Below are 24596 nucleotides of genomic sequence, written 5' to 3'. Positions count from 1 at the left end.
ACCGGGAAAATGATCGACAAGTTGATATTAGGACGTTTTGTTCCTGGAGCGTCTCTGATTCACAAGCTTGATGCCAGAACAAAGCTGCTAAGCGGCATCTATTTTATATTTATTTTGTTTCTCGCAAACAATTGGCAGACGAATTTGTTACTAGTCCTGTTTACTTGGCTGGTCATTCTGCTTTCAGGTATCAAAACCAAGGTCTATATCAAAGGTGTTAAGCCGCTGATCTGGTTAATCTTGTTTGCCGTGCTGATGCAGGTGCTTTTTACAAGCGGCGGGACGATCTACTTTGATTGGGGCCCGTTTACGATTTCTGCATTTGGACTTGAAAATGGGCTTTATACCTTTATTCGTTTCACACTGATTACGATAATGTCAGCGGTAATCACGCTAACCACGACACCGATGGATTTGACAGATGCGATCGAATATTTGTTGCGGCCGTTCAAAATCTTTAAAATGCCAGTTCAAGATATTGCTTTGATGATCACAGTGGCGCTCCGTTTTATTCCAACTATAATGGAAGAAACAGATAAAATAATGAAAGCCCAGCGCGCACGTGGTGTGGAATTCGGCGAAGGGAATATTTTTGAACAAATGAAAGCTGTCGTACCGATTTTTATTCCGCTGTTCGTCGGGACATTCAATCGGGCGGAAGAGTTAGCGGATGCCATGGAAGCAAGAGGCTATCAAGGCGGCGAAGGCCGAACGAAATTCAAAGTGCTTCATTGGCACAGTGATGATTTCCTTGCCTTTTCGATCATGATTCTGCTAACGGCCTCATTAATTTTTTTACGTGTATAGAAAGCTTGGCACTACTTGGGTGCCAGGCTTTTTTTGCGCCATTTTTCGCCTTTTCACAAATAGATTGATAAAAAATAAAACGAAACCATTGCATTTTCTGAAAATCGGAGTACAATAAAAGCGTAAAGTTGTATTAGGGAAACTTTTTTAGTCGAGCGACAATAGGAGGATATATATGGAGAAACACAAGCTGCTGTATAAAACTGAAAACGGGCACAGCCTGGAAGAAATCAACAATACTGTGCCGATTCCCGAAAAGGGCAGCTTTTGGCGCAAACTGCTGGCGTTTTCCGGACCGGGGGCGCTGGTGGCAGTTGGCTATATGGACCCGGGCAACTGGGTAACTTCAATAGCAGGCGGCGCACAGTATGGTTATTTACTTTTGACCGTTATTTTGATGTCCAGCTTGATCGCGATGCTCTTGCAAAGTATGTCGGCGAAATTGGGCATTGTGACAGGAATGGACTTAGCGCAGGCGACTCGGCTCAAAGCTGGGAAAAAATGGGGATTCGTACTGTGGATCATCACGGAACTAGCCATCATGGCCACCGATATTGCAGAAGTTATCGGTAGTGCGATTGCTTTGAATCTGTTATTTCATATCCCGCTATTATTAGGGGTCTTTATCACCGTTTTCGATGTTTTCTTGCTGCTTTTGCTGGCGCGTTTCGGCTTTCGTAAAATAGAAGCCATTGTGGCCACGCTAATTGCGACTATCTTGGTAATCTTTTTATATGAAGTCATTGTGTCGAATCCACAAATGGCCGACATCCTTGGCGGCTTTGTTCCACAAACGGAAATTGTAACAGACAAAGGCGCGCTGTTTCTTGCATTAGGGATTGTGGGGGCGACAGTGATGCCACACAATCTGTACTTGCATTCGTCAATCGTTCAGGCCCGCCAGTACAATCGATCTGATCGAAAATCCATCAAGGAAGCCGTCCGTTTTGCCACTATCGACTCTAACATCCAGCTTTCGGTAGCATTTGTTGTCAACTGCTTGCTGCTCATTCTAGGGGCCTCTTTATTCTTTGGCTACACAGGGAATTTGGATACGTTAGGGCAGCTATATCGCGCCTTGAACGATTCGAGCATTGTCGGTGCGATTGCCAGCCCAGTGCTAAGCGTGCTGTTCGCAGTAGCTCTTCTAGCGTCCGGGCAAAATTCAACCATTACAGGGACGCTTACGGGGCAAATTATTATGGAAGGCTACATCCACATGAGAATGCCAATGTGGGCAAGACGAATGTTCACGCGGGTGCTTGCCATCATTCCAGTGGTAATTTGTATCCTTGTATTTGGTGACACGGAGGCAGTTGTTGAACAGTTGCTCATTTACTCGCAGGTATTTTTGAGTGTTGCATTGCCATTTTCGATTATCCCGCTGACGATTTTTACCAGCAATAAGAAATTAATGGGCGAATTTCGTAATAAAATTTGGGTGATCATCCTCGCGTGGGGCATTTCGATTCTGCTGACCGTGCTAAATGTCTGGCTGATCATCTCAACGTTCACAGGTTAAGTAAATATCAAAAATAAGCAGCAATCAAACAGGAATGATCTCCCATTTGATCGCTGCTTTTTTATTGGGCTTTCTGTATTACGCCCTGATTTCCTCATCTGTTTTAAACTGTTCGATTTCTTTTTGCAAGTCTTCTGCAAGCTTGGCTAAACTTTCGGAAGCGGCAGTTACCTCTTCCATGGCTGCCAGCTGTTCTTCGGCGGATGCCGCAATTTCAGCGTTATGCTGGGTGCTTTCAATCGAACTGGACTTCACTTTTTCCATGGCGCTTGACACTAGATCTGAGTTTTCGCTGACCTCGGCCAACAGATTATTCATGCCATTTAAATCCGTCGCAATCAAATCGGCCGCTTTTTGCAACTCTTGGAAGTTTTCAGCTGTTTTCTGAACAGCATTATAGCCACCGGCAACAGAGGACTGTATATTGTCGAATGTTTTCAGCGAGGCATGGATTTCTTCAACGATTTCGCGAATGAGGCCCTCGATGTTTTTAGCGGCTTCGCTGGACTGCTCGGCTAGTTTGCGAACTTCCTCAGCTACCACGCTGAAGCCTTTTCCTGATTCGCCGGCACGGGCCGCTTCGATAGCAGCATTTAGCGCCAGAAGGTTCGTCTGATCGGAAATTTGATTGATCGTCTGCAAGATTGTCTGAATATCGCCGGATTTTTTAGCCAGCCCTTGAACGACCCCGTTTGCCGTTGTGACGGAAGTATCAATTTGATTCATCTCGTTGACCGCTTTTTGAACCAGCTCATTGCCTTCCTTGGCGGTGCTATCGGAGTTGCGGGAGAGCTCGGCTAAATTGGTCGCACTGGTCGAAGCCATTTGCAGCCATGTGTTGACTTCTTTTAGCTGCTCAGCATTTTCCCCAATGATTTGGCTGTTTTCTTCCGTTTGCTGGGCAGAGCGGCTGATGGCATGGGTGATTTCATTTGTCGAGCTGCTTGTTTCTTCTGCACTGGCCGTTAATTCCTCGGAAGAAGCAGCAATATCATCCGCTGAACGGTGAATGGATTGAATAAGCCCATTTAGAGACTGCCTCATTTGGTTGAAAGCATCACCGATTCGACCAATTTCATCATTGCTTTCGATTTTGATTTTTACAGTTAAGTCCCCAGTACTGATCGCTTCAGCAGCTTTAACCAGTTTGTTCAAGCGCCGTGCGATCATGCGTGTAATCAGCCAAATAATAATGCCACCGATCACACTTGCAATCACCAGAACAATGATATTTTGGTAAAGCAGTGCATGTGATGCGTCAGAAATTTCTTTATCTGGCACCATAGTCGCGACTTTCCAACCGGTCAGTTTATTTGTGACATAAGTAATGTGGAATGGTTCGCCCTCGATTTTTGTTTCAAAAGTATGATGGTCTTTCTTCTGGTTAGCAATTTCTTTTGTCAGATCATTATCTGTCCCTGCTTCCCATTTACTGTCACTTACAACGTGCCCATCAGAAGTAATGATAAAGGCGTGGCCGTTTTTCCCGACTTTCGTATTTTTAACCATATTAGACAAATCTTCTAAACTAAGGAAAAGAGATGCGATATTTCTTTTATCCGGGCTGGTTTTGGCAATAGCGATGGTCATAGAATTGGTGACTTTAGAAAAATAGGGGGAGGTAATCGTGGTTTCTCCATTTGCGAGTTGGGCTTGTTGGTACCAGAAGCGGGAAGTGGGGTCGTAGTCAGTCATGTCAGATGTGGGATAGTTAACAAATTGCTTCGTATCATTAGCGACAATCATGCTCTCAATATCAGGGAAGCTGGTGACGAATGGAGCAATTTGCTTCTGTATCACCTCTGGCTGTTCAAAATTAATAGTTCCGTGTGCGATAAAATAATTAATCACATCGCATTTGGGCTGGATTTCTCCATCTACAAGCCTACTCACGCCATTGGCAATCGTGGAAGAGTTTGAGGTGGTCTGCTCTTTTAGATTGGCTCTGGAAGTGATAAAGGCGAAAAGTGATGCAGCGGCTAACGCTAAAACTAAAATAATAAGGAAGGAAAAAAGTAATTTTTTCCCAAGTGACATCGAGTGTCGGGTTTTTGGTTTGAATCTCATGACGAATCCTCCGTTTTTTTATAAAATGTAATTCTTGTTTTCATAGTATCATATTTTATTAAAAAACTTAATATATTTTTTAATAAAATAATTAGTTTTCCTGATAATGAAGTCTGGGCGGATTTTATGAAAATCATCCATGAAAATAATCGCAAACTTTTTTCAAAAAGCGGTTGATAATAGGCGGCAACCCGTGTATAATAGATAAGGTGCAAATGGGGAGGTATACGTCTGTCCATTTTGCCATGACACCCCCAATACGTTGGGGTTGTAGATGTGATGAAGTGGAAGGTTGCTGACACGCCCGGCCGCTTTGCCATGGCGGGGCACTCAGGTAATTTCCATGGAGAATGTCTATTTTAAAAGTAGGCGAGAAGGAGGGAAAATAATGGCAAAACAAAAAATTCGTATTCGTTTGAAGGCTTATGATCACCGTATCTTGGATCAATCTGCTGAAAAAATCGTAGAAACTGCGAAACGTTCTGGTGCTTCTGTATCTGGTCCGATTCCGCTTCCAACAGAAAAATCTGTTTACACGATTTTGCGTGCGGTCCACAAATACAAGGATTCTCGTGAGCAATTCGAAATGCGTACACACAAACGTTTAATCGACATCGTTAATCCAACACCACAAACTGTGGATAGCTTGATGCGTTTAGACTTGCCAAGCGGTGTGGATATCGAAATCAAACTATAAATCCAAGGCTTCTATAAAAGCCAAATTAAAAATTTCAATTAACAGGAGGTGTGACTCATGACCAAAGGAATCTTAGGAAGAAAAGTAGGGATGACACAAGTTTTCACTGAAAGTGGTGAACTTATTCCAGTAACAGTAATCGAAGCAGGACAAAACGTCGTACTTCAAAAGAAAACTGTTGACACGGACGGCTACGAAGCGGTACAAATCGGCTTTGAAGACAAACGTGAAAAACTGGCAAACAAACCCGAAAAAGGTCATGTAGCAAAAGCCAATACTGCTCCTAAGCGCTTCATTCGCGAATTCCGCGATGTAAACTTAGACGAGTATGAGATTGGTGCAGAAGTAAAAGTAGATGTATTCGCAGAAGGTGACATCGTAGACGCAACTGGCGTATCGAAAGGTAAAGGATTCCAAGGTGTTATCAAACGCCACGGACAATCTCGTGGACCAATGGCTCACGGTTCTCGTTACCATCGTCGCCCTGGTTCTATGGGTCCTGTAGCGCCTAACCGTGTATTCAAAAATAAACGTTTGCCAGGTCGTACTGGTGGCGAACAAATCACGATTCAAAACCTTGAAATCGTGAAAGTAGATGTAGAAAAGAACTTGCTTCTAGTTAAAGGCAATGTTCCTGGTGCGAAAAAATCATTAGTTCAAATTAAAACTGCTATTAAAGCAAAATAATTATTCTGGAAAGGAGGACTAACGAATGCCAAAATTAAGTTTACTTAAACAAGACGGATCTAAAGCAGGCGAAATCACTTTGAATGATGCGGTTTTCGGGATCGAACCAAACGAAAACGTTGTTGTTGATGTGATTTTGAGCCAAAGAGCTTCCTTACGTCAAGGAACTCATAAAGTTAAAAATCGTTCTGAAGTACGTGGTGGTGGACGTAAACCATGGCGTCAAAAAGGTACTGGTCGTGCTCGTCAAGGCTCGATTCGTTCCCCGCAATGGCGTGGTGGCGGTATCGTATTTGGCCCAACTCCTCGCTCGTATGCGTACAAATTACCGAAGAAAGTTCGCCGTTTAGCGCTTAAATCAGTTCTTTCTACTAAAGTGAATGACGAGAACATCATTGTTCTTGAAAATCTTGCTTTTGAAGCGCCAAAAACAAAAGACTTCGCGGCTTTCCTTAAAAATATCTCTGTTGATACGAAAGCTCTTGTTGTAGTAGCAGGCGAAAGCGAAAATGTAGAACTATCTGCACGCAATCTTCCTGGCATTACAGTTATCCCAGCTGAAAGTATCTCAGTACTAGAAGTTGCTAGCCATGATAAACTTGTTATCACGAAAGCAGCTGTCGAAAAAGTAGAGGAGGTGCTTGCATAATGGATGCACGCGACATCATTAAGCGCCCAGTCGTAACAGAAGAATCTACAAGTATTCTTGATGACAAGAAATACACTTTTGAAGTAGATACTCGCGCGACTAAAACTCATGTAAAACATGCGATTGAAGAAATCTTTGATGTGAAAGTTGCTAAAGTCAACATCATGAACTACAAAGGTAAAAAGAAACGCATGGGCCGTTATGTTGGCTATACAAACAAACGTCGTAAAGCGATTGTTACACTTACAGCTGACAGTAACGAAATTCAATTCTTTGAAGTTTAATTGAACGTTTAGAATAAAATTCTAATGAGGAGGGAAAAACATGGCGATTAAAAAGTATAAACCTACCACAAACGGCCGCCGTAATATGACAAGTTCTGATTTCGCTGAGATTACGACAAGTACTCCAGAAAAATCTTTACTACGTCCTATGAAGAAAAAAGCTGGCCGTAACAACCAAGGTAAGTTGACTGTTCGTCATCACGGCGGTGGCCATAAACGCCAATACCGCGTGATCGATTTCAAACGTAATAAAGACGGCATTCCAGGTCGTGTTGCAACAATCGAATACGATCCTAACCGCTCTGCTAATATTGCTTTGATTAACTATGCTGATGGTGAAAAACGTTACATCATCGCTGCTAAAGGCCTTGAAGTTGGCCAAACAATTTACTCTGGAGCAGATGCCGACATCAAAGTTGGTAATGCACTAGAACTTAAAGATATTCCTGTGGGTACTGTTGTCCACAATATCGAAATGAAACCAGGAAAAGGTGGACAACTTGTACGTTCTGCTGGAACAAGTGCTCAGGTGCTTGGTAAAGAAGGCAAATACGTACTAATCCGTCTTAACTCCGGTGAAGTTCGTATGATTCTTGCTACTTGCCGCGCAACTATCGGTCAAGTTGGTAACGAACAACACGAACTAATCAACATCGGTAAAGCTGGTCGTTCCCGTTGGATGGGTAAACGCCCTACAGTTCGTGGTTCTGTAATGAACCCTAACGATCACCCACATGGTGGTGGTGAAGGACGCGCACCAATCGGACGTAAATCTCCAATGTCTCCATGGGGCAAACCAACACTTGGTTACAAAACACGTAAGAAAAACAATAACTCCGATAAATTTATCGTACGTCGTCGTAAAGGTAAATAAGCATCGGATCTTAAATCTAATAAATTTGGTAGCAGGTCAGCACGGAAGTAAGTTCCGGGCTGCATCCTGACTATGCGAAGGGAGGTTCCGTCATGGGTCGTAGCTTGAAGAAAGGACCTTTTGTCGATGACCATTTGATGAAAAAAGTGGAAGCTGCAAATGCTAGCGAAAAGAAACAAGTGATCAAAACTTGGTCTCGCCGTTCCACAATTTTCCCAGTATTCGTTGGTCAAACAATCGCAGTATATGATGGCCGCAAACACGTTCCTGTTTATATCCAAGAAGATATGGTAGGACACAAACTAGGTGAATTCGCACCAACTCGTACGTACCGCGGACACGCGGGCGACGATAAAAAAACTAAACGCTAATTCGAGAGGAGGATAATCCCCAATGGCAAATGAAGTAACAAGTGCTAAAGCCGTTGCCAAAACGGTACGTATTGCTCCTCGTAAAGCGAGAATCGTTATTGATTTAATCCGAGGCAAGCAAGTCGGTGAAGCAATCGCTATCTTGAAGTACACTCCAAAAGCAGCTTCTCCAATCATTGAAAAAGTACTCAAATCTGCTATTGCAAATGCAGAACATAACTATGACTTAGATGTAAACAGTCTAGTGGTATCTGAAGCTTTTGTTGACGAAGGTCCAACATTGAAACGCTTCCGTCCACGTGCACAAGGTCGTGCAAGTGCAATTAATAAACGTACTAGCCACATTACAGTTGTGGTATCTGAAGTGAAGGAGGGATAATACGTGGGTCAAAAAGTACATCCTATAGGTATGCGTATCGGTGTCATCCGTGATTGGGATTCCAAATGGTACGCTGAAAAAGATTATGCGGACTTCTTACATGAAGATTTACGCATCCGTGATTACATTTTCAAACGCTTAGCTGATGCTTCTGTTTCCCGTGTGGAAATCGAACGTGCTGCTAACCGCGTAAACATTACAATTCATACTGCTAAACCTGGTATGGTTATCGGTAAAGGTGGTTCCGAAGTTGAAGCACTTCGTAAGAGCCTGAATGAATTAACGAAAAAACGTGTTCATATCAACATCGTTGAAATCAAACGTGCTGATCTTGACGCTAAATTGGTTGCTGAAAATATCGCTCGTCAACTTGAAGGTCGTGCATCTTTCCGTCGTGCGCAAAAACAAGCAATCCAACGTACAATGCGTGCCGGTGCGAAAGGAATCAAAACTCAAGTATCTGGTCGTCTAGGCGGAGCTGATATCGCTCGTGCTGAACATTATAGTGAAGGAACAGTACCTCTTCATACATTGCGTGCCGACATCGACTACGCATGGGAAGAAGCTGACACAACTTACGGTAAACTAGGCGTTAAAGTTTGGATTTATCGTGGAGAAGTCCTTCCTACGAAGAAAAACAATGTGGAAGGAGGAAAATAATAATGTTAGTCCCTAAACGTGTAAAATACCGTCGTGAGTTCCGTGGTAACATGCGTGGACGCGCGAAAGGCGGCACTGAAGTAGCATTTGGTGAATATGGTCTTCAAGCAGTAGAAGCTTCTTGGATCACAAACCGTCAAATCGAAGCAGCCCGTATTGCAATGACTCGTTACATGAAACGTGGCGGTAAAGTTTGGATTAAAATTTTCCCTCATAAATCTTACACATCTAAACCAATCGGTGTTCGGATGGGTAAAGGTAAAGGTGCTCCGGAAGGCTGGGTTTCTCCAGTTAAACGTGGCAAAATTATGTTTGAAATCGCAGGTGTACCTGAAGAAGTAGCGCGTGAAGCATTACGTCTTGCAGCACACAAACTGCCGGTCAAAACGAAGATCGTTAAACGTGAAGAAATTGGTGGTGAAGCAAATGAAAGCTAAGGATATTCGTGAATTATCCACTACCGAAATTATGGACCAAGAAAAAGCGCTAAAAGAAGAGCTTTTCAACCTGCGCTTTCAGTTAGCTACTGGACAATTAGAGAATACCGCACGTATTAGAGAAGTGCGTAAAGCAATTGCTCGTATGAAAACAATTGTTAAAGAAAGAGAACTTGCTTAAAAAATCAATAAGGAGGTCTATGAAGCATGACTGATCGTAATCAGCGTAAAATTTACACTGGCCGCGTCGTATCCGACAAAATGGATAAAACCATTACAGTTGTAGTTGAAACTCACAAAAAACATGGTTTGTACGGCAAGCGCGTGAAATACTCTAAAAAATTCAAAGCGCATGATGAAAATAACACTGCGAAAACTGGCGACATCGTTCGTATCATGGAAACTCGTCCATTGTCTGCAACTAAACACTTCCGTTTGCTAGATGTTGTAGAAGAAGCAGTTATTATCTAAACCAATTTTTGGGGAGCAATTCCCATCTCTCGTAAATCTGGAAGGAGGGTGTCCTAATGATTCAACAGGAAAGTCGTTTGAAAGTGGCTGATAACTCTGGCGCACGCGAAGTACTAACAATTAAAGTGCTAGGTGGATCAGGACGCAAAACTGCTAATATCGGTGATGTTATCGTTTGTACCGTCAAACAAGCAACACCAGGCGGCGTTGTCAAAAAAGGCGAAGTTGTCAAAGCAGTAATCGTTCGTACTAAGAGTGGAGCACGTCGTCAAGATGGTTCTTACATCAAGTTTGATGAAAATGCATGTGTCATTATCCGTGATGATAAAAGTCCTCGTGGAACACGTATTTTTGGACCTGTGGCTCGCGAACTTCGTGAAAACAACTTCATGAAAATCGTTTCTTTAGCTCCAGAAGTTCTTTAAAAAATCAGTTTCAATCCAAGGAGGTGCTAAAAGATGCATGTCAAAAAAGGTGATAAAGTAAAAGTTATTACTGGTAAAGACAAAGGAAAAGAAGGCAAAGTGCTTGCTGCATTTCCTAAAAAAGATCGTGTAATTGTTGAAGGTATCAACATGGTGAAAAAACACACTAAACCATCCAACATCAATCCGCAAGGCGGAATTTTGAATGTGGAAGCACCAATTCACGTTTCTAACGTAATGTTAATTGATCCGAAATCCGGTGAACCTACTCGTGTGGGTTATGAAGTAAAAGGCGACAAAAAAGTGCGTGTTGCTAAAAAGTCCGGTCAAGTAATCGATAAATAATTAAGTGAGGAAGGAGGCAACATTACATGAATCGCCTTAAAGATCGCTATCTTAAGGAAATTGTTCCTGGTATGATGAGCAAATTTAACTATTCTTCCGTAATGGAAGTACCAAAAATCGAAAAAATCGTAATCAACACTGGTGTTGGTGACGCAGTAGCGAATGCGAAAGTTTTAGATGACGCAGTTGAAGAGCTAGCGCTAATCACTGGTCAAAAACCTGTTATCACAAAAGCAAAAAATTCTATCGCTGGTTTCCGTCTTCGTGAAGGAATGCCAATCGGTGCGAAAGTAACGCTTCGTGGTGACCGCATGTATGATTTCTTAGATAAATTAATTACTGTTTCACTTCCACGTGTACGTGACTTCCGTGGTGTATCGAAAAAAGCTTTCGACGGCCGTGGTAACTATACGTTGGGTGTGAGAGAACAATTGATTTTCCCTGAAATTGATTACGATAAAGTTTCTAAAGTTCGTGGTATGGACGTTGTTATCGTTACAACTGCGAAAACTGATGAAGAATCCCGTGAGTTGTTAACACTCGTAGGAATGCCATTTCAAAAGTAATCACTAATTAAGTAGGGAGGCGAAAACGTGGCTAAAAAATCAATGATCGCTAAACAAAAGCGTGAACCTAAATACGCTGTGCAAGGCTACACACGTTGTGAACGTTGTGGACGTCCGCATTCCGTTATTCGCAAATTCAAATTATGCCGTATTTGTTTCCGTGAACTTGCCTATAAAGGTCAAATTCCCGGCGTGAAAAAAGCAAGCTGGTAAGAAATAGTTGAAGGAAGGAGGTTAATTACACATGGTGATGACAGATCCAATTGCAGATTTTCTAACTCGTATCCGTAATGCTAACATGGTAAAACATGACAAATTAGAATTGCCTGCATCCAAAATCAAGAAAGAAATCGCTGAAATCCTGAAACGTGAAGGCTTTATCCGCGATGTTGAGTATATTGAAGATGACAAGCAAGGTACGATTCGTGTTTTCCTTAAATACGGTCAATCCGGCGAACGTGTAATCACTGGTCTGAAACGTATCAGTAAACCAGGTCTGCGTGTATACGCAAAATCAAACGAGGTGCCGAAAGTACTTAACGGTCTTGGTATCGCAATCGTATCTACTTCTCAAGGTCTTTTGACTGATAAAGAAGCTCGCGCTAAACAAGTGGGCGGAGAAGTTCTAGCATACGTTTGGTAAGAATTAGTAAAACACAAGGAGGTGCGCTAAATGTCCCGTATCGGTAAAAAACCTATTACGATCCCTGCTGGCGTGACTGTCACTCTTGACGGTTCAACTGCTACAGTTAAGGGTCCTAAAGGTGAACTTGTAAAAGAGTTCAACCCAGAAATCTCTATCAATATCGAAGGAAGCGAGATCAACGTTACTCGTCCTTCTGACAATAAAAATCACCGTGCTCTTCACGGAACGACTCGAGCTGTTTTAAATAACATGATCGTAGGTGTTTCTGAAGGCTACGAAAAAACATTGGAACTTGTCGGTGTTGGTTACCGTGCGCAAAAACAAGGTAGTAAACTTGTTCTTAACGTAGGTTACTCTCATCCAGTAGAATTCGAAGCTCCAAAAGGTGTTGAAATTGAAGTTCCTGCTAATACGAAAATCATCGTTAAAGGCTTCAACAAAGAACACGTTGGTGAACTTGCTGCTAATATCCGCGCTGTACGTCCGCCTGAACCTTACAAAGGTAAAGGGATTCGTTATGAAGGCGAATATGTTCGTCGCAAAGAAGGTAAAACTGGTAAATAATGCCGCATAGGCGATTAGAGAAGAGGTGAGTCGTGTGATTACCAAAATCGACAAAAATAAAGTACGGAAAAAAAGACATGCACGTGTACGTTCCAAAATTAACGGAACTGAAAGCCGTCCTCGTCTAAACGTTTTCCGTTCTAACAAAAACATTTATGCTCAAGTAATTGATGATGTAAATGGTGCTACTCTTGTAAGTGCATCGAATTTAGATAAAGACTTTGGTTCTGCTGAATCTAAAGTTGACGCTGCAAGCAAAGTTGGCGAATTAGTTGCTAAACGTGCTGCTGAAAAAGGTATTACTTCTGTCGTATTCGACCGTGGAGGATACCTTTATCATGGACGTGTAAAAGCTTTGGCTGAAGCTGCTCGTGAAAACGGACTTAAATTCTAATAGGTTAGGAGGGAAAATTGATGCCTGAATTTATTGATGGAAACAAATTGGAATTAGAAGAACGCGTTGTGACAATCAACCGTGTTGCTAAAGTTGTTAAAGGTGGTCGTCGTTTCCGCTTCACAGCACTTGTTGTTGTTGGCGACAAAAACGGCCATGTAGGCTTTGGTACTGGTAAAGCACAAGAGGTTCCAGATGCAATCAAAAAAGCAGTTGAGGATGCGAAGAAAAACATGGTATTCGTACCAACAGTTAACACAACCATCCCTCACACTGTTGTTGGTCGCTTTGGCGGAGGCGAAATCCTTCTTAAACCTGCTAGTGCCGGTTCTGGTGTAACAGCTGGTGGTCCGGTTCGTGCCGTACTTGAACTTGCTGGTGTTGCGGATGTTTCTTCCAAGTCTCTTGGATCTAACACACCGATCAACATGGTTCGTGCGACAATCGACGGAATCAAACAACTTAAACAAGCTGAAGAAGTTGCAAAACTTCGCGGCAAAACAGTGGAAGAATTGCTAGGATAAGGAGGGAATTATCATTATGGCGAAATTAGAAATCACTCTAAAACGTAGCTTAATCGGTCGTCCCGAAACACAACGCAAAACTGTGAAGGCTCTTGGTCTTGGCAAAACAAATTCCGTTGTTGTCAAAGAAGATAATCCTGCAATTCGTGGGATGATTAACAAAGTTAGCCATCTTTTGGACGTTAAAGAAGTTTAAGCTTTATTTTAGATATCAATCGAAGAATTGGAAATAGGAGGAGGTGCTTGACATGAAACTACACGAACTCAAACCTGCTGAAGGTTCCCGTAAAGAACGTAATCGTGTTGGTCGTGGTACAGGCTCTGGTAACGGTAAAACTGCTGGACGCGGTCATAAAGGACAAAAAGCTCGTTCCGGCGGCGGTGTACGCTTAGGTTTTGAAGGTGGTCAATTGCCATTATTCCGTCGTTTACCTAAACGTGGCTTTACAAACATCAACCGTAAAGAATTCGCAGTTGTGAATCTTGATGTTTTGAACCGCTTTGAAGAAGGTACAGAAGTAACACCTGAACTTTTGATCGAAACTGGTATTGTGCGTAACGCAAAATCTGGGATCAAAATTCTATCTAATGGATCTCTTGAGAAAAAATTGACAGTGAAAGCAAATAAATTTTCTACTGCAGCGAAGGAAGCTATTGAAGCTGCCGGTGGAAAAGCTGAGGTGATCTAATGTTTCGTACGTTAGTCAACTTCTTTAGAGTAGCTGATATCCGAAAAAAGATTCTGTTTACACTTGCTATGCTGATCATTTTTCGGATCGGAACATTTATTCCTGTGCCGGGGGTAGATGCTTCTGTTTTACAATCAACAATGGACAGTGGGATTTTCGGCTTCCTCAATACCTTTAACGGTGGGGCGCTGAAAAACTTTTCTGTGTTTGCAATGGGCGTTATGCCTTACATCACATCGTCTATTATTGTACAGCTACTTCAAATGGACGTTGTTCCTAAGCTTACTGAATGGTCAAAACAAGGTGAGATGGGTCGTAAAAAACTCAATCAGCTTACGCGTTATTTGACAATCGGACTTGGTTTGATCGAAGCTTTCGGTATGGCATATGGTTTTAACCGTATGTCTGGATCGCTTTTGATTTTCAATGATACGATTCCTCAATATATTGCGATTGCGATCGTTCTGACAACAGGTACGATGTTCCTAATGTGGTTAGGTGAGCAAATTACTGTAAAAGGTATTGGTAATGGGGTTTCCATTATCATCTTCGCGGGTATCGTTGCACGTATTCCAGACGGTCTTCGTCAGTTGTACGTTCAACAAATCGAAGGTGCCGGAGATCAGCTATTCTTGCATGTGCTGATTCTAGCAGGCATTGCGCTTGCAGCTCTTCTGATTGTCGTAGCGGTTATTTTCTTCCAACAAGCGCTACGGAAAATTCCCGTGCAGTATTCAAAACGTGTTGCTGGCAATAAACAAGGTGGCGCACAGTCCACTCACTTGCCGCTGAAACTTAATTCAGCAGGGGTTATTCCGGTAATCTTTGCAAGTGCCTTTATTGTTACACCACAAACGATTCTTACTTTCTTTGATAGTAGCAATCAAGTTGTGGCCGTTTTGAAAAATATCTTCGACTATACAAAGCCAGTCGGTATGATTTTGTATGTCGCACTTATTATCGCATTCACTTATTTCTATGCTTTTATCCAAGTTAACCCTGAAAAAGTGGCGGATAACTTGAAAAAGCAAGGCGGTTATATTCCTAGTAAGCGTCCAGGCAGAGAAACGCAAGCCTATCTAACGTCAGTCCTTTACCGATTGACATTTGTAGGTGCGATTTTCCTAGCGGTCGTTGCTATTCTGCCAACGATTGGTACTGTGGCGTTCAGCTTGCCGCAATCCCTTGCCATTGGTGGAACAAGTCTTCTAATCGTTATCGGTGTGGCACTTGACACAACGAAACAGCTAGAAGGTCAGCTTGTAAAACGGAATTACCGAGGATTCATCAAATAACACGCAGGTTCTAGCTTGGGTTTCCAGGCAGAGCCGCCTGCGCGTATGCAAGGAGCGAATCAGTTGAAATTAGTATTAATGGGACTTCCTGGTGCCGGCAAAGGTACACAGGCTGAAAAAATCGTAGAAAAATATCACATCCCGCATATCTCAACTGGGGATATGTTCCGTGCTGCAATCAAAAATGGCACAGAATTAGGGCTCAAAGCTAAATCTTATATGGATAAAGGCGACTTGGTTCCTGATGAAGTGACAAATGGTATCGTTCGTGATCGTTTGGCAGAAGATGATGCAAAAGCCGGTTTCCTTCTTGATGGCTTTCCGCGCACAGTGGAACAGGCCAAAGAGCTTGAAAGCATTTTGCGTGATCTGGGTACTGAACTTGATGCTGTGATTAACATCAACGTGGATCAAGATGTTCTGATTGAACGTCTGGCTGGACGCTTTATTTGTCCAACATGTGGTAAAACTTATCACTCCATATTCAATCCGCCAAAAGTGGAAGGGATTTGTGATCTTGATGGAAGTAAGCTTTATCAACGTGAAGATGATAAACGTGAAACAGTTGAAAACCGCTTAGCTGTTAATCTGAAACAAACGAAGCCGCTACTTGATTTTTATAAAGAAACAGGTAAACTTCATGACATAAATGGTGAACAGGACATTGATGTTGTTTTCACTGAAGTGGATGAAATTCTTGCTTCTTTTTGAGGAGAGTCGAGCTGACCACAGCTGTTAAAATAATACGTGCAAATCTGTTGGGTTTGTAGTATAATGGATAATTGGCAGTGGAATAAAAGCATCTTAGCAAATCATGATGAACGAGAGAACCGTCCCGTAGCTCTTCCGAAGGTCGTTTTGACACTACCGAACTGTAAGTGATTACTGTTCTTCTGGATTTACGGATTTCACTTTTCAGGTTGTCTATGAATGTATCAAGGTCCGATTCCTTCAAAAAAGGAGCCGAATTTTGGTGTGTTTTACGTTTTTTCATGTAATCAAGTATTTACACTGAATGAATCGTTAACCAAGTGGTCCCAGTAAATGAAGAAGGAGGTAGCGAAGATATGGCAAAAGAGGATGTTATTGAAGTAGAAGGCGTTGTACAGGATACATTGCCTAATGCAATGTTTAAAGTAGAACTCGAAAACGGTCATGTTGTGCTTGCCACTGTATCTGGTAAAATCCGTATGCATTATATCCGCATTTTACCTGGAGATAAAGTGACTGTTGAGCTTTCCCCGTACGACCTGTCACGTGGAAGAATCACTTATCGTTTTAAATAATTTGCACTCCGAAATTGAATTTATATACCGGTCTGGTTCGCCAGCTTAGTAATTATCGGTTTATAGAGACACTTTCTCTAGTAAACAAGGAGGTATATGGAATGAAAGTAAGACCATCCGTTAAACCTATCTGCGAAAAATGTAAAGTTATTCGCCGTAAAGGTAAAGTAATGGTAATTTGTGAAAATCCAAAACATAAACAAAAACAAGGATAATAAGGAGGTGCTGGACTAAATGGCACGTATTGCAGGTGTGGACGTTCCACGTGAAAAACGTATCGTTATTTCCCTGACTTACATTTACGGTATTGGTAAACAAACTGCGATCAAAGTTTTGAAAGAAGCAGGCGTTTCAGAAGATACTCGTACTCGTGATCTAACAGAAGAAGAATTAGGTAAAATCCGTGAAATCGTAGACCGTATTAAAGTTGAAGGTGATCTTCGTCGTGAAGTGAACTTGAACGTTAAGCGTCTTATCGAAATCGGTTCTTACCGAGGTATGCGTCACCGTCGTGGGCTTCCAGTTCGCGGACAAAATACGAAAAACAATGCTCGTACCCGTAAAGGTCCTTCTAAGACTGTTGCAGGTAAGAAAAAATAATCACTTTGTAAAGGAGGTAGTAAGTGAATGGCTCGTAAAACAAATACTCGTAAACGCCGTGTGAAAAAGAATATCGAATCCGGTATTGCTCACATCCGTTCTACATTTAATAACACAATTGTAACGATTACTGACACACATGGTAATGCTTTGGCGTGGTCTAGTGCCGGTGCATTAGGATTTAAAGGTTCCCGTAAATCTACTCCTTTCGCTGCACAAATGGCCGCTGAAACATCCGCAAAAGCAGCTATGGAACATGGTCTTAAAACTTTGGAAGTAACTGTTAAAGGCCCAGGTGCTGGTCGTGAAGCAGCAATTCGTGCGCTTCAAGCAGCAGGTCTTGAAGTTACAGCAATCAAAGATGTAACTCCAGTTCCACATAACGGATGTCGTCCTCCTAAACGTCGTCGTGTATAAGTAGTCGCTTTTAATGCTTGCTTATAGACGTGGTTATCTGTCTTAATATCAGGCAGAGAGGTCGGCTAGACTTAAGAAATAAGACGTTTTGAAGGAGGGTAAATTTGAATGATCGAAATTGAAAAGCCAAAAATCGAGACGATTGAGATCAGCGATGATGCCAAGTATGGAAAGTTTGTTGTAGAACCACTTGAGCGTGGATATGGTACAACTTTGGGTAACTCCTTACGTCGTATTCTATTATCTTCACTTCCAGGTGCAGCCGTTACATCAATTCAAATTGATGGTGCTTTGCATGAGTTTTCTGTAATTGAAGGTGTAGTTGAAGATGTGACAACGATGATTTTGAATATCAAAAAACTAGCCTTGAAAGTATATTCTGATGAAGAAAAAACATTAGAAATCGATATGCAGGGACCTGGTGTTGTTACAGCAGGAGATATCAACTATGACAGCGATGTTGAAATTTTGAATCCGGATTTGCACATTGCTACACTTAGCGATAATGCAAAATTCCATGTTCGTTTGAATGCCACTCGTGGTCGCGGTTATACACCAGCTGATCAAAATAAACGTGAAAGTATGCCAATTGGTGTGCTTCCAATCGATTCTATTTTCTCACCTGTTATTCGTGTGAATTATCAAGTGGAAAATACGCGCGTCGGTCAATCAACCAATTATGACAAGCTAACGTTTGATGTGTTAACAGACGGAAGTATCAGCCCGGAAGAAGCTGTATCTCTTGGTGCAAAAATTCTTTCTGAGCATTTGAGCATTTTCGTTAACCTAACAGATGAAGCGCAAAAAGCTGAAATCATGATTGAAAAAGAAGAAAGCCATAAAGAGAAAGTACTTGAAATGACAATTGAAGAACTTGACTTGTCTGTCCGTTCTTATAACTGTCTGAAACGTGCTGGAATCAATACAGTTCAAGAGCTTGCTGATAAATCCGAAGACGATATGATGAAAGTCCGCAACTTGGGCCGTAAATCGCTTGAGGAAGTTAAAGTAAAACTTGCTGATCTGGGCTTATCTTTAAGAAACGAAAACTGATAGAAACGTAAGGAGGGAAATCCATGGGTTACAGAAAATTAGGTCGTACAAGTTCTCAACGTAAAGCATTGCTTCGTGATCTTGCGACTGATTTAATCGTACACGGCCGTATCGAAACTACGGAAACACGTGCAAAAGAAGTTCGTAAAGTCGTAGAAAAAATGATCACTTCTGGTAAAAAAGGTGATTTGCATTCTCGTCGTCAAGTAGAAGCGTTCATTCGCCATGAAGTTGCTGACGTACAACAAGTTGATAAAACGAAAAAAGACGGTACTACTGTCAAAGTTAACCAACCTGTATATGCACTTCAAAAACTTTTTGATGAAATCGCGCCTAAGTACGCTGATCGTCAAGGTGGTTACACTCGTATCTACAAAAAAGGACCTCGTCGTGGTGACGGAGCTCCAATGGTAATCATCGAATTAGTTTAATAACTGATTTTCTAGAAGCAAGTAGAGTGTCATGATAAGCCGCCGTTTTTGGCGGTCTTGTCTAGCTCTGTGTGTTCTCCTTTGACCGTGGTCTGAGGAGAGCGCAGGCTTTTTTTATTTCTTCTCGACTCAAAGTGTTGATGCTTTGAGTTTTTTTGTGTTTTCGGCGTGCATCCCGGTGGCCGCTCCATTATAATGAAACAAAGAAAGGAGTGCTATTGGATGCAAAAGTTGACCGATGAAGCAATCAGACATGCACGTTTTTACAACTCTGGCTTGTATGAACCGTTTTTAAGCTGTCAGGAGGCCGCTAGCAGGCTTTTCGGCATACAGGCGCAATATCAACAGTTCGCCGATATAAATTTGTATAACCGTGTTGACGGACTTGATAAAGAAAGATTGACGGATTTATATCAGCAAAGCGGGCTAATCAAATTGTGGGGACAGCGGATGACGGTACATCTGTATGAGTCGGCGGATTGGGGCATCTTACAGGCACTCTATCAAGAAAGGCACAACTGGGTGAAAAAACAGTTTGCAGAACGGGAGCTGGATTTGGATATCCTACTTGCGGAGATGGAGGAGTTGCTGCTTACGAAGGGGCAGGTCGACAAGGGGGAGATTGCGGCGCTCCTAGGTGAGAACAGTAAGGAGCTGATGACGTGGGGCGGCATTTTGATACAGGCAACACTGGATGGGCTGCTTTATTGTGTACCGGAAACGCCAAAAACGCGTCTTTATCGACACAATCGTCTGCTTGAAGCAACACCGGCACAGTATGATAAAGATGCGGCTGTGATAGAGATGCTGCGACGCTATTTTTGCGCTTATGGGCCGGCTTCTTTACGGGATTTCAGGCATTGGTCGGGACTTAAAGCGGCGGATTTTATGCCATTTATAAATGAGGCGCTGGCGGATTTTACCGTAGTGTCGGATGAAAGGGGATCTGTTGTTTATTATCACCCGGACTACTTTTTCCCGGAAGTAAGAAAAGGGATTATGATGCTTGGTAAATTTGATCCGTTATTTGTATGCTATGCGGATAAGCGCTGGATTGCGGCAGAGGATGAAATTAGCTTGATTTGGCGAAAGGCGGGGCAGATTGAATCCGTGCTGCTTATTGATGGGAAACTTCGGGGGACTTGGCGGTACCAGATTCAGGGCGGAAAGGTTCAATTTAGGCTGTTCCCAAATCGAAAAATTAGCAAACCTGACTTGAAGCGTATCGAAGTAAAATGTCAGGAGCTTGCGCAATTTATGGGGAAAGAGTTGCAAGGAATTATAATGGAATAAAAGGAGAGAGCAAATGTCGATTACACCAAATTATTTTATGAGTTATCTGGATAGACGTCTTTTGGATGAAAAATTGAAGGAAAACTATCAGCAAACTGTTTTTACATATTATCAGAATGACCAAGAAGTGCAACTTGCGCAGGGGGCTGGCTGCTTTTTTTATGACTGCTCGGAAACTTTTATTGCGGAAAAGCTGATGGAAATCGGAAAAGAGCTTTTATTTTTGGAGATCGTTTGTAGTCCAAGTATACAGAAGTTTTCTTTTCTGCATCATTGTCCGCGCTTGGAAGTTTTGCATATTTCATGGAACCGTGGCTGTAAGGAATTATGGACTGGAGATGTGACACCCAATCTTCGCCATCTATCGCTGTTTAATTTTTCAAAAGTGAAAAGCTTAGAGCCGTTGACAACTTTGCCAAAGCTTGAAACGTTGACGCTAGATTACCGGTTAGATGCAAAGTGGCAGTTGGAAAGTTTTGAGCCGCTGACTAGAATGAAGAAGTTGACTTATTTGCAGCTTTGGCGTGTGCAGAGTAGGCAAAAGGATGGTGAGCAGCTTCAAAAACTTGTGGGACTAAAAATTTGTCATTTGGATAAAAGTTTACTCACGCAGGAAGAATTTGCGGTTTTGGCGGGAAAATTGTCAAAAACGAGCACAAATTTTGACCATGCCTATCATCCGTTTTTAGAAGTGAATGAATTGCGAAAGAATCTAGCTGGAAAAGGGCGGCTGCAAATTTTCCCATGGGGGAAGGGGAAGCGCTATTTGCTCTTGCAGAAGGGCAAGGATAATGAGAAAAAATTGGCGCAACTTCAAAAGATGGAGGAGCAGTATCAAATAATCAAAAGCGCTTCTGNNCAGAAGCGCTTTTGATTATTCCATTTTTTCCAATGTAATGTTGGGCAATTTTTGAATGTAGTGAAATAAGTCTTCTTCTTCACCGTAATGCTTGGTTTTGGCAATTAGCTGGACGCGAAAAACGGTTGTTTCACCAAATTTCTCTTTTTGAGCGGTGTAGCTGGAAACGCGGTATTGATGCTCGCGCAAATAATCCGTTACGATGGTCAAATTTTCTTCGCAATCAGTGGAATAGCTGAGTGCCACACTATGCAGGCTAACTGACTTAAAAACAAAGCTCAACACTTCCAGGCCGATCAATGTCAAAATGGTTGCGCCGATTCCGAGAGCATACATGCCAGCACCGATCGCAAGGCCGATTCCTGATGTAGCCCATAAACCGGCGGCTGTTGTTAACCCGCGGACGAATTGTTTTTGAATGATAATTGTACCAGCACCAATAAAGCCAATGCCACTTACAACTTGTGCGGCGACACGGCTGGGATCAAATGAAACATTCGGGTTATTTAGGACTTCGGAAAATCCATATTGCGAGACGATCATGATCAGCGCACTACCCAGCGAAACAAGGAAATGCGTGCGGAATCCGGCTTCTTTTGCGCGAATTTCACGATCAAGTCCAATAACCGCTCCTAAAAGACTGGCAACAAATAAGCGTAGTAAAAATTCCCACCACATGTTGTTCACCTCTTTTTCTATGCGTATTTATTGTACCTCTTTTTAACAAAAGAAACATTAAACAGCCTTTGCACCTGTAACTGGTTTATACTATAATAAGGGCAGTGTAAACTAGTAAAGCGAGGTGCAAAGGCGTGGCGGAAGATTTTATCAGACTGGAGCACGTTTTTTATAAATATGAAGATGAGCCGGATTTTGCTGTGAAGGATGTTTCTTTTTCTGTGAAAAAAGGCGAATGGCTGGCGCTTGTTGGTCATAATGGTTCAGGCAAGTCGACAATTGCCAAGCTGCTAAACGGTCTATTATTTCCAGAAGATGGCTTGATTAAGATCGGTCATTTTGTGCTGTCGGAAAAGAACATCTGGGATATTCGTCGGCAGGTGGGAATGGTCTTCCAAAATCCGGACAATCAATTCGTCGGTGCAACTGTGCAGGATGATGTCGCTTTTGGACTGGAAAATCATGGCATTCCGCATGAAACGATGGTCACCCGGGTGGAAAATGCCATTGAGGAAGTGGGCATGGCCGGATACGCGCTTCATGAACCGGCACGGCTTTCAGGCGGTCAAAAGCAGCGGGTGGCGATTGCCGGTGTGATTGCTTTGCAGCCGGATGTGATCATTTTGGATGAGGCGACTTCCATGCTTGATCCGCGCGGTCGGGCTGAGGTCATGGAAACCATTCGGATTTTGCGGGAGAAAGAAGAGATCACGGTCATCTCAATCACACATGACTTGGATGAGGTATTGTTTGCCGATCGGGTCATTGTGATGAATAACGGAGAAGTCTATCGTACGGGGACACCGCAGGAAGTATTTTCTGAGGCACAGGAAATGGCGCAAATCGGACTGGGTGTACCTTTTATAGTAGAGCTTGAAAACCGATTAGCCGAAAAAGGATACTGGTCAGGTGAATCAGTTCTGTCGGAAGGAGCGTTACTCGATCAATTATGGACATTACACTCGAACAATTAGGATTTAGTTATCAGCCGGGTAGCCCATTTGAAAAGCGGGCACTTGAACAGGTCGATGTGGCGTTTCGTTCTGGCAGCTATTCGGCGATTATTGGACATACAGGCTCCGGGAAATCGACCCTTCTGCAGCATTTGAATGCATTGCTGTTGCCTACGGAAGGGAAAATTACGATTGGCGATCGGGTGATTCAGGCTGGCGAAAAGCAGCGCGGCTTAAAGGGCTTGCGTGAAAAAGTTGGGATTGTTTTTCAATTTCCGGAAGCACAGCTATTTGAAGAAACGGTCGAAAAAGATATTTGCTTTGGTCCGATGAATTTTGGCGTGTCAGAAGAAGATGCCAAAAAACGAGCGCGTGAGGTCATTCGGGAAGTCGGGCTTTCAGAAGAGCTGCTCACAAGATCGCCGTTCGAGCTATCTGGTGGACAGATGCGGCGGGTGGCGATTGCTGGTGTTTTGGCGATGGATCCGGAGGTGCTGGTGCTGGATGAACCGACTGCCGGCCTTGACCCCCACGGTCGAACGGAGATCATGGAGATGTTCTACCGGCTCCATCAGGAAAAGGGACTGACGACCATCCTTGTGACGCACAGCATGGAGGATGCCGCGCGCTACGCCGAGAAAATCGTGTTGATGAAAAACGGGACCATTTTGCAGACTGGTACGCCGCGGGAAATTTTTAGTGAGGCCGACAAGCTGCTAGAGCTGGGACTCTTAGTGCCGGAAGTCGTTCGTTTTCAAAAAGCATTCGAGCGCCGCTTTCAGACGAAACTTGAAAAAACGTGTCTGACAATGGACGAGTTGATTGAAGCGATGACGCCGCAACTTCACAAAGGTGGAGACGCGACATGATGGATAAAATGATCCTGGGGCGTTACATTCCAGGAAATTCTTGGTTGCATCGTACGGATCCGCGGGCAAAAATTACGGCGGTCATGGCTTTTATTGTGATTGTTTTTTTAGCTAACAACTGGCAGACGTATACCATTTTATTTCTCTATGTTCTGTATTTGGTCTTTTCATCGCGGGTTTCCTTTAAGTTTTTCTTAAAAGGGTTATTGCCGATCATGTGGCTGATCATTTTGACGCTCGTCTTGCAGATTTTTTTCACGCAGGGCGGGGATACGCTACTGGCATTTGGACCAATCAAAATTACCACGCTTGGCCTTGCTAACGGAGTAAAAATGTTTTGCCGCTTTATTTTGATTATCTTTATGACAACACTTTTGACACTAACGACAAGTCCGATCGAGCTGACGGACGGTTTGGAGAAAATTTTAGCGCCATTTCGAGTTGTGCGACTGCCTGTACATGAGCTGGCTTTGATGCTTAGTATCTCACTTCGGTTTATTCCCACTTTGATGGACGAAACGGAGAAGATTCTAAAAGCTCAGAAGGCACGCGGAGTTGACTTTACAAGTGGCAAAGTCAAAGAACGAATCAAATCAATCGTGCCGCTTTTGGTGCCGCTTTTTATTAGTGCGTTCAAACGAGCGGAAGATTTGGCGATTGCAATGGAAGCACGAGGCTATCGAGGAAATCAGGGAAGAACGCGGTTTCGCCTTTTAAAATGGCGCTGGGCAGATACCTTTTTGATGATTTCGCTGGGTTTGCTGATGCTTGTATTGCTATGGTTGAAAAATTAAGGAGAGAAGT

At 42.8% G+C, this 24596-nt stretch carries 37 protein-coding genes and 1 pseudogene; 35 read left to right on the top strand and 3 right to left on the bottom strand.

What is annotated here, in order from left to right:
* Positions 1-9 precede the first annotated feature (9 nt).
* A complete protein-coding gene (gene fmnA / locus CS921_RS08615) occupies positions 10-807 on the top strand; it encodes an FAD export ECF transporter transmembrane subunit FmnA (protein ID WP_099223070.1) in 798 nt (265 codons plus the stop codon).
* A gap of 175 nt (positions 808-982) precedes the next feature.
* Positions 983-2329: an Nramp family divalent metal transporter gene (locus tag CS921_RS08610; RefSeq protein WP_099222943.1), complete on the top strand. Its 1347-nt coding sequence runs from the start codon at positions 983-985 to the stop codon at positions 2327-2329.
* A 78-nt stretch (positions 2330-2407) separates the two neighbouring features.
* Here the strand turns inward: CS921_RS08610 and CS921_RS15870 are convergent, their stop codons facing one another.
* Positions 2408-3373 carry a methyl-accepting chemotaxis protein gene (locus CS921_RS15870; RefSeq protein ID WP_420843750.1) on the bottom strand — a complete coding sequence of 322 codons (966 nt, stop codon included), beginning with the start codon at positions 3371-3373 and terminating at the stop codon, positions 2408-2410.
* A pseudogene (locus CS921_RS15865) lies at positions 3368-4366 on the bottom strand (HAMP domain-containing protein); the annotation flags it as partial. The pseudogene CS921_RS15865 and the gene CS921_RS15870, both read right to left, overlap by 6 nt.
* A gap of 418 nt (positions 4367-4784) precedes the next feature.
* Here CS921_RS15865 and rpsJ point away from each other — a divergent pair.
* The 30 genes from rpsJ (at position 4785) to CS921_RS08455 (ending at position 20433) form a co-directional block, all read left to right on the top strand.
* Positions 4785-5093: a 30S ribosomal protein S10 gene (gene rpsJ, locus CS921_RS08600; RefSeq protein WP_025729837.1), complete on the top strand. Its 309-nt coding sequence runs from the start codon at positions 4785-4787 to the stop codon at positions 5091-5093.
* Between the two features lie 57 nt (positions 5094-5150).
* Positions 5151-5780 (top strand): 50S ribosomal protein L3, encoded by a 630-nt coding sequence (gene rplC, locus CS921_RS08595; protein ID WP_099222939.1) that lies wholly within the window; start codon positions 5151-5153, stop codon positions 5778-5780.
* A gap of 25 nt (positions 5781-5805) precedes the next feature.
* Complete coding sequence (gene rplD / locus CS921_RS08590) at positions 5806-6429, top strand: 50S ribosomal protein L4 (RefSeq protein WP_099222937.1); 624 nt, start codon at positions 5806-5808, stop codon at positions 6427-6429.
* On the top strand, positions 6429-6713 hold the full coding sequence (gene rplW / locus CS921_RS08585; protein ID WP_099222935.1) for a 50S ribosomal protein L23: 285 nt from the start codon (positions 6429-6431) through the stop codon (positions 6711-6713). Before rplD ends, rplW begins: the two co-directional genes overlap by 1 nt.
* 40 nt (positions 6714-6753) lie before the next feature.
* Positions 6754-7587, top strand: a complete 834-nt coding sequence (gene rplB / locus CS921_RS08580; RefSeq protein ID WP_099222933.1) for a 50S ribosomal protein L2 — start codon at positions 6754-6756, stop codon at positions 7585-7587.
* Between the two features lie 92 nt (positions 7588-7679).
* Positions 7680-7958 carry a 30S ribosomal protein S19 gene (gene rpsS / locus CS921_RS08575; RefSeq protein ID WP_099222931.1) on the top strand — a complete coding sequence of 93 codons (279 nt, stop codon included), beginning with the start codon at positions 7680-7682 and terminating at the stop codon, positions 7956-7958.
* Between the two features lie 22 nt (positions 7959-7980).
* A complete protein-coding gene (gene rplV / locus CS921_RS08570) occupies positions 7981-8337 on the top strand; it encodes a 50S ribosomal protein L22 (protein WP_099222929.1) in 357 nt (118 codons plus the stop codon).
* A gap of 3 nt (positions 8338-8340) precedes the next feature.
* Complete coding sequence (rpsC, locus tag CS921_RS08565) at positions 8341-8997, top strand: 30S ribosomal protein S3 (protein ID WP_099222927.1); 657 nt, start codon at positions 8341-8343, stop codon at positions 8995-8997.
* A gap of 2 nt (positions 8998-8999) precedes the next feature.
* Entirely contained in the window at positions 9000-9434 is a 435-nt protein-coding gene (rplP, locus tag CS921_RS08560) for a 50S ribosomal protein L16 (RefSeq protein WP_099222925.1), read from the top strand.
* Positions 9424-9615 carry a 50S ribosomal protein L29 gene (rpmC, locus tag CS921_RS08555; RefSeq protein ID WP_099222923.1) on the top strand — a complete coding sequence of 64 codons (192 nt, stop codon included), beginning with the start codon at positions 9424-9426 and terminating at the stop codon, positions 9613-9615. Before rplP ends, rpmC begins: the two co-directional genes overlap by 11 nt.
* 26 nt (positions 9616-9641) lie before the next feature.
* The gene (gene rpsQ / locus CS921_RS08550; RefSeq protein ID WP_099222921.1) at positions 9642-9905 is read left to right on the top strand and encodes a 30S ribosomal protein S17; all 264 of its coding nucleotides are present in this window, start codon (positions 9642-9644) and stop codon (positions 9903-9905) included.
* 56 nt (positions 9906-9961) lie between these two features.
* Positions 9962-10330, top strand: a complete 369-nt coding sequence (gene rplN / locus CS921_RS08545) for a 50S ribosomal protein L14 (RefSeq protein ID WP_036095852.1) — start codon at positions 9962-9964, stop codon at positions 10328-10330.
* A gap of 33 nt (positions 10331-10363) precedes the next feature.
* Positions 10364-10675, top strand: a complete 312-nt coding sequence (gene rplX / locus CS921_RS08540) for a 50S ribosomal protein L24 (RefSeq protein WP_099222919.1) — start codon at positions 10364-10366, stop codon at positions 10673-10675.
* Between the two features lie 26 nt (positions 10676-10701).
* Positions 10702-11241: a 50S ribosomal protein L5 gene (gene rplE / locus CS921_RS08535; RefSeq protein ID WP_099222917.1), complete on the top strand. Its 540-nt coding sequence runs from the start codon at positions 10702-10704 to the stop codon at positions 11239-11241.
* A gap of 27 nt (positions 11242-11268) precedes the next feature.
* On the top strand, positions 11269-11454 hold the full coding sequence (locus CS921_RS08530) for a type Z 30S ribosomal protein S14 (protein WP_099222915.1): 186 nt from the start codon (positions 11269-11271) through the stop codon (positions 11452-11454).
* 31 nt (positions 11455-11485) lie between these two features.
* Positions 11486-11884, top strand: coding sequence for a 30S ribosomal protein S8 (gene rpsH, locus CS921_RS08525; protein ID WP_099222913.1), 399 nt, complete (start codon positions 11486-11488; stop codon positions 11882-11884).
* Between the two features lie 30 nt (positions 11885-11914).
* Entirely contained in the window at positions 11915-12451 is a 537-nt protein-coding gene (gene rplF, locus CS921_RS08520; RefSeq protein WP_099222911.1) for a 50S ribosomal protein L6, read from the top strand.
* A 34-nt stretch (positions 12452-12485) separates the two neighbouring features.
* On the top strand, positions 12486-12845 hold the full coding sequence (rplR, locus tag CS921_RS08515) for a 50S ribosomal protein L18 (RefSeq protein WP_099222909.1): 360 nt from the start codon (positions 12486-12488) through the stop codon (positions 12843-12845).
* Positions 12846-12865: 20 nt separating this feature from the next.
* Positions 12866-13369 (top strand): 30S ribosomal protein S5, encoded by a 504-nt coding sequence (gene rpsE / locus CS921_RS08510; protein WP_099222908.1) that lies wholly within the window; start codon positions 12866-12868, stop codon positions 13367-13369.
* Between the two features lie 16 nt (positions 13370-13385).
* Positions 13386-13565, top strand: a complete 180-nt coding sequence (rpmD, locus tag CS921_RS08505) for a 50S ribosomal protein L30 (RefSeq protein ID WP_099222906.1) — start codon at positions 13386-13388, stop codon at positions 13563-13565.
* A gap of 52 nt (positions 13566-13617) precedes the next feature.
* A complete protein-coding gene (gene rplO, locus CS921_RS08500; protein ID WP_099222904.1) occupies positions 13618-14058 on the top strand; it encodes a 50S ribosomal protein L15 in 441 nt (146 codons plus the stop codon).
* A complete protein-coding gene (secY, locus tag CS921_RS08495) occupies positions 14058-15353 on the top strand; it encodes a preprotein translocase subunit SecY (protein ID WP_099222902.1) in 1296 nt (431 codons plus the stop codon). Before rplO ends, secY begins: the two co-directional genes overlap by 1 nt.
* Before the next feature lie 63 nt (positions 15354-15416).
* Positions 15417-16064: an adenylate kinase gene (locus CS921_RS08490; protein ID WP_099222900.1), complete on the top strand. Its 648-nt coding sequence runs from the start codon at positions 15417-15419 to the stop codon at positions 16062-16064.
* Between the two features lie 356 nt (positions 16065-16420).
* A complete protein-coding gene (gene infA, locus CS921_RS08485; RefSeq protein WP_099222898.1) occupies positions 16421-16639 on the top strand; it encodes a translation initiation factor IF-1 in 219 nt (72 codons plus the stop codon).
* Between the two features lie 101 nt (positions 16640-16740).
* On the top strand, positions 16741-16854 hold the full coding sequence (gene rpmJ, locus CS921_RS08480) for a 50S ribosomal protein L36 (RefSeq protein WP_003156543.1): 114 nt from the start codon (positions 16741-16743) through the stop codon (positions 16852-16854).
* Between the two features lie 19 nt (positions 16855-16873).
* Entirely contained in the window at positions 16874-17239 is a 366-nt protein-coding gene (gene rpsM, locus CS921_RS08475; RefSeq protein WP_099222896.1) for a 30S ribosomal protein S13, read from the top strand.
* 27 nt (positions 17240-17266) lie between these two features.
* The gene (gene rpsK / locus CS921_RS08470) at positions 17267-17656 is read left to right on the top strand and encodes a 30S ribosomal protein S11 (protein ID WP_099222894.1); all 390 of its coding nucleotides are present in this window, start codon (positions 17267-17269) and stop codon (positions 17654-17656) included.
* A gap of 108 nt (positions 17657-17764) precedes the next feature.
* Complete coding sequence (locus CS921_RS08465; RefSeq protein ID WP_099222892.1) at positions 17765-18709, top strand: DNA-directed RNA polymerase subunit alpha; 945 nt, start codon at positions 17765-17767, stop codon at positions 18707-18709.
* A gap of 23 nt (positions 18710-18732) precedes the next feature.
* The gene (rplQ, locus tag CS921_RS08460) at positions 18733-19140 is read left to right on the top strand and encodes a 50S ribosomal protein L17 (RefSeq protein WP_099222890.1); all 408 of its coding nucleotides are present in this window, start codon (positions 18733-18735) and stop codon (positions 19138-19140) included.
* Positions 19141-19362: 222 nt separating this feature from the next.
* Positions 19363-20433 (top strand): winged helix DNA-binding domain-containing protein, encoded by a 1071-nt coding sequence (locus CS921_RS08455; protein ID WP_162921727.1) that lies wholly within the window; start codon positions 19363-19365, stop codon positions 20431-20433.
* Positions 20434-21307: 874 nt separating this feature from the next.
* Here the strand turns inward: CS921_RS08455 and CS921_RS08445 are convergent.
* Positions 21308-21970 carry an MgtC/SapB family protein gene (locus CS921_RS08445; protein WP_099222884.1) on the bottom strand — a complete coding sequence of 221 codons (663 nt, stop codon included), beginning with the start codon at positions 21968-21970 and terminating at the stop codon, positions 21308-21310.
* Between the two features lie 134 nt (positions 21971-22104).
* Between CS921_RS08445 and CS921_RS08440 the strand changes: the two genes are divergently transcribed.
* From CS921_RS08440 to CS921_RS08430, 3 genes are read left to right on the top strand one after another with little or no spacing between them, the layout of a single operon-like run.
* Complete coding sequence (locus tag CS921_RS08440; protein WP_099222882.1) at positions 22105-22944, top strand: energy-coupling factor ABC transporter ATP-binding protein; 840 nt, start codon at positions 22105-22107, stop codon at positions 22942-22944.
* A complete protein-coding gene (locus CS921_RS08435; protein WP_099222880.1) occupies positions 22920-23792 on the top strand; it encodes an energy-coupling factor ABC transporter ATP-binding protein in 873 nt (290 codons plus the stop codon). The genes CS921_RS08440 and CS921_RS08435 overlap by 25 nt, the downstream gene beginning before the upstream one ends.
* Positions 23789-24586, top strand: a complete 798-nt coding sequence (locus CS921_RS08430) for an energy-coupling factor transporter transmembrane component T family protein (protein ID WP_099222878.1) — start codon at positions 23789-23791, stop codon at positions 24584-24586. Before CS921_RS08435 ends, CS921_RS08430 begins: the two co-directional genes overlap by 4 nt.
* Positions 24587-24596 lie beyond the last annotated feature (10 nt).

Source organism: Listeria costaricensis (assembly GCF_900183385.1).
In the GTDB taxonomy this organism is placed as follows: Bacteria; Bacillota; Bacilli; order Lactobacillales; family Listeriaceae; genus Listeria; species Listeria costaricensis.
Note: the sequence above shows the minus strand (reverse complement) of the source record. Positions and strands in the feature narration are given on the sequence as shown.

Excerpts from the sequence above, each read along its gene's own strand:
- CS921_RS08610 (WP_099222943.1), top strand. The coding sequence starts at position 983 with ATGGAGAAACACAAGCTGCTGTATAAAACTGAAAACGGGCACAGCCTG.
- CS921_RS08445 (WP_099222884.1), bottom strand. The coding sequence starts at position 21,970 with ATGTGGTGGGAATTTTTACTACGCTTATTTGTTGCCAGTCTTTTAGGA.
- rpsH (WP_099222913.1), top strand. The coding sequence starts at position 11,486 with ATGGTGATGACAGATCCAATTGCAGATTTTCTAACTCGTATCCGTAAT.
- rpsQ (WP_099222921.1), top strand. The coding sequence starts at position 9,642 with ATGACTGATCGTAATCAGCGTAAAATTTACACTGGCCGCGTCGTATCC.
- rplO (WP_099222904.1), top strand. The coding sequence starts at position 13,618 with ATGAAACTACACGAACTCAAACCTGCTGAAGGTTCCCGTAAAGAACGT.
- rplB (WP_099222933.1), top strand. The coding sequence starts at position 6,754 with ATGGCGATTAAAAAGTATAAACCTACCACAAACGGCCGCCGTAATATG.
- rpmD (WP_099222906.1), top strand. The coding sequence starts at position 13,386 with ATGGCGAAATTAGAAATCACTCTAAAACGTAGCTTAATCGGTCGTCCC.
- rpsK (WP_099222894.1), top strand. The coding sequence starts at position 17,267 with ATGGCTCGTAAAACAAATACTCGTAAACGCCGTGTGAAAAAGAATATC.
- rplX (WP_099222919.1), top strand. The coding sequence starts at position 10,364 with ATGCATGTCAAAAAAGGTGATAAAGTAAAAGTTATTACTGGTAAAGAC.
- CS921_RS08430 (WP_099222878.1), top strand. The coding sequence starts at position 23,789 with ATGATGGATAAAATGATCCTGGGGCGTTACATTCCAGGAAATTCTTGG.
- secY (WP_099222902.1), top strand. The coding sequence starts at position 14,058 with ATGTTTCGTACGTTAGTCAACTTCTTTAGAGTAGCTGATATCCGAAAA.
- rplC (WP_099222939.1), top strand. The coding sequence starts at position 5,151 with ATGACCAAAGGAATCTTAGGAAGAAAAGTAGGGATGACACAAGTTTTC.
- CS921_RS08465 (WP_099222892.1), top strand. The coding sequence starts at position 17,765 with ATGATCGAAATTGAAAAGCCAAAAATCGAGACGATTGAGATCAGCGAT.
- rpsJ (WP_025729837.1), top strand. The coding sequence starts at position 4,785 with ATGGCAAAACAAAAAATTCGTATTCGTTTGAAGGCTTATGATCACCGT.
- rpsS (WP_099222931.1), top strand. The coding sequence starts at position 7,680 with ATGGGTCGTAGCTTGAAGAAAGGACCTTTTGTCGATGACCATTTGATG.
- rplQ (WP_099222890.1), top strand. The coding sequence starts at position 18,733 with ATGGGTTACAGAAAATTAGGTCGTACAAGTTCTCAACGTAAAGCATTG.
- rpmC (WP_099222923.1), top strand. The coding sequence starts at position 9,424 with ATGAAAGCTAAGGATATTCGTGAATTATCCACTACCGAAATTATGGAC.
- fmnA (WP_099223070.1), top strand. The coding sequence starts at position 10 with ATGATCGACAAGTTGATATTAGGACGTTTTGTTCCTGGAGCGTCTCTG.
- rplE (WP_099222917.1), top strand. The coding sequence starts at position 10,702 with ATGAATCGCCTTAAAGATCGCTATCTTAAGGAAATTGTTCCTGGTATG.
- CS921_RS08455 (WP_162921727.1), top strand. The coding sequence starts at position 19,363 with ATGCAAAAGTTGACCGATGAAGCAATCAGACATGCACGTTTTTACAAC.
- rplV (WP_099222929.1), top strand. The coding sequence starts at position 7,981 with ATGGCAAATGAAGTAACAAGTGCTAAAGCCGTTGCCAAAACGGTACGT.
- infA (WP_099222898.1), top strand. The coding sequence starts at position 16,421 with ATGGCAAAAGAGGATGTTATTGAAGTAGAAGGCGTTGTACAGGATACA.
- rplN (WP_036095852.1), top strand. The coding sequence starts at position 9,962 with ATGATTCAACAGGAAAGTCGTTTGAAAGTGGCTGATAACTCTGGCGCA.
- rpsE (WP_099222908.1), top strand. The coding sequence starts at position 12,866 with ATGCCTGAATTTATTGATGGAAACAAATTGGAATTAGAAGAACGCGTT.
- rplF (WP_099222911.1), top strand. The coding sequence starts at position 11,915 with ATGTCCCGTATCGGTAAAAAACCTATTACGATCCCTGCTGGCGTGACT.
- rpsM (WP_099222896.1), top strand. The coding sequence starts at position 16,874 with ATGGCACGTATTGCAGGTGTGGACGTTCCACGTGAAAAACGTATCGTT.
- rplW (WP_099222935.1), top strand. The coding sequence starts at position 6,429 with ATGGATGCACGCGACATCATTAAGCGCCCAGTCGTAACAGAAGAATCT.
- CS921_RS15870 (WP_420843750.1), bottom strand. The coding sequence starts at position 3,373 with ATGAGGCAGTCTCTAAATGGGCTTATTCAATCCATTCACCGTTCAGCG.
- rplD (WP_099222937.1), top strand. The coding sequence starts at position 5,806 with ATGCCAAAATTAAGTTTACTTAAACAAGACGGATCTAAAGCAGGCGAA.
- rplP (WP_099222925.1), top strand. The coding sequence starts at position 9,000 with ATGTTAGTCCCTAAACGTGTAAAATACCGTCGTGAGTTCCGTGGTAAC.
- rpmJ (WP_003156543.1), top strand. The coding sequence starts at position 16,741 with ATGAAAGTAAGACCATCCGTTAAACCTATCTGCGAAAAATGTAAAGTT.
- CS921_RS08435 (WP_099222880.1), top strand. The coding sequence starts at position 22,920 with ATGGACATTACACTCGAACAATTAGGATTTAGTTATCAGCCGGGTAGC.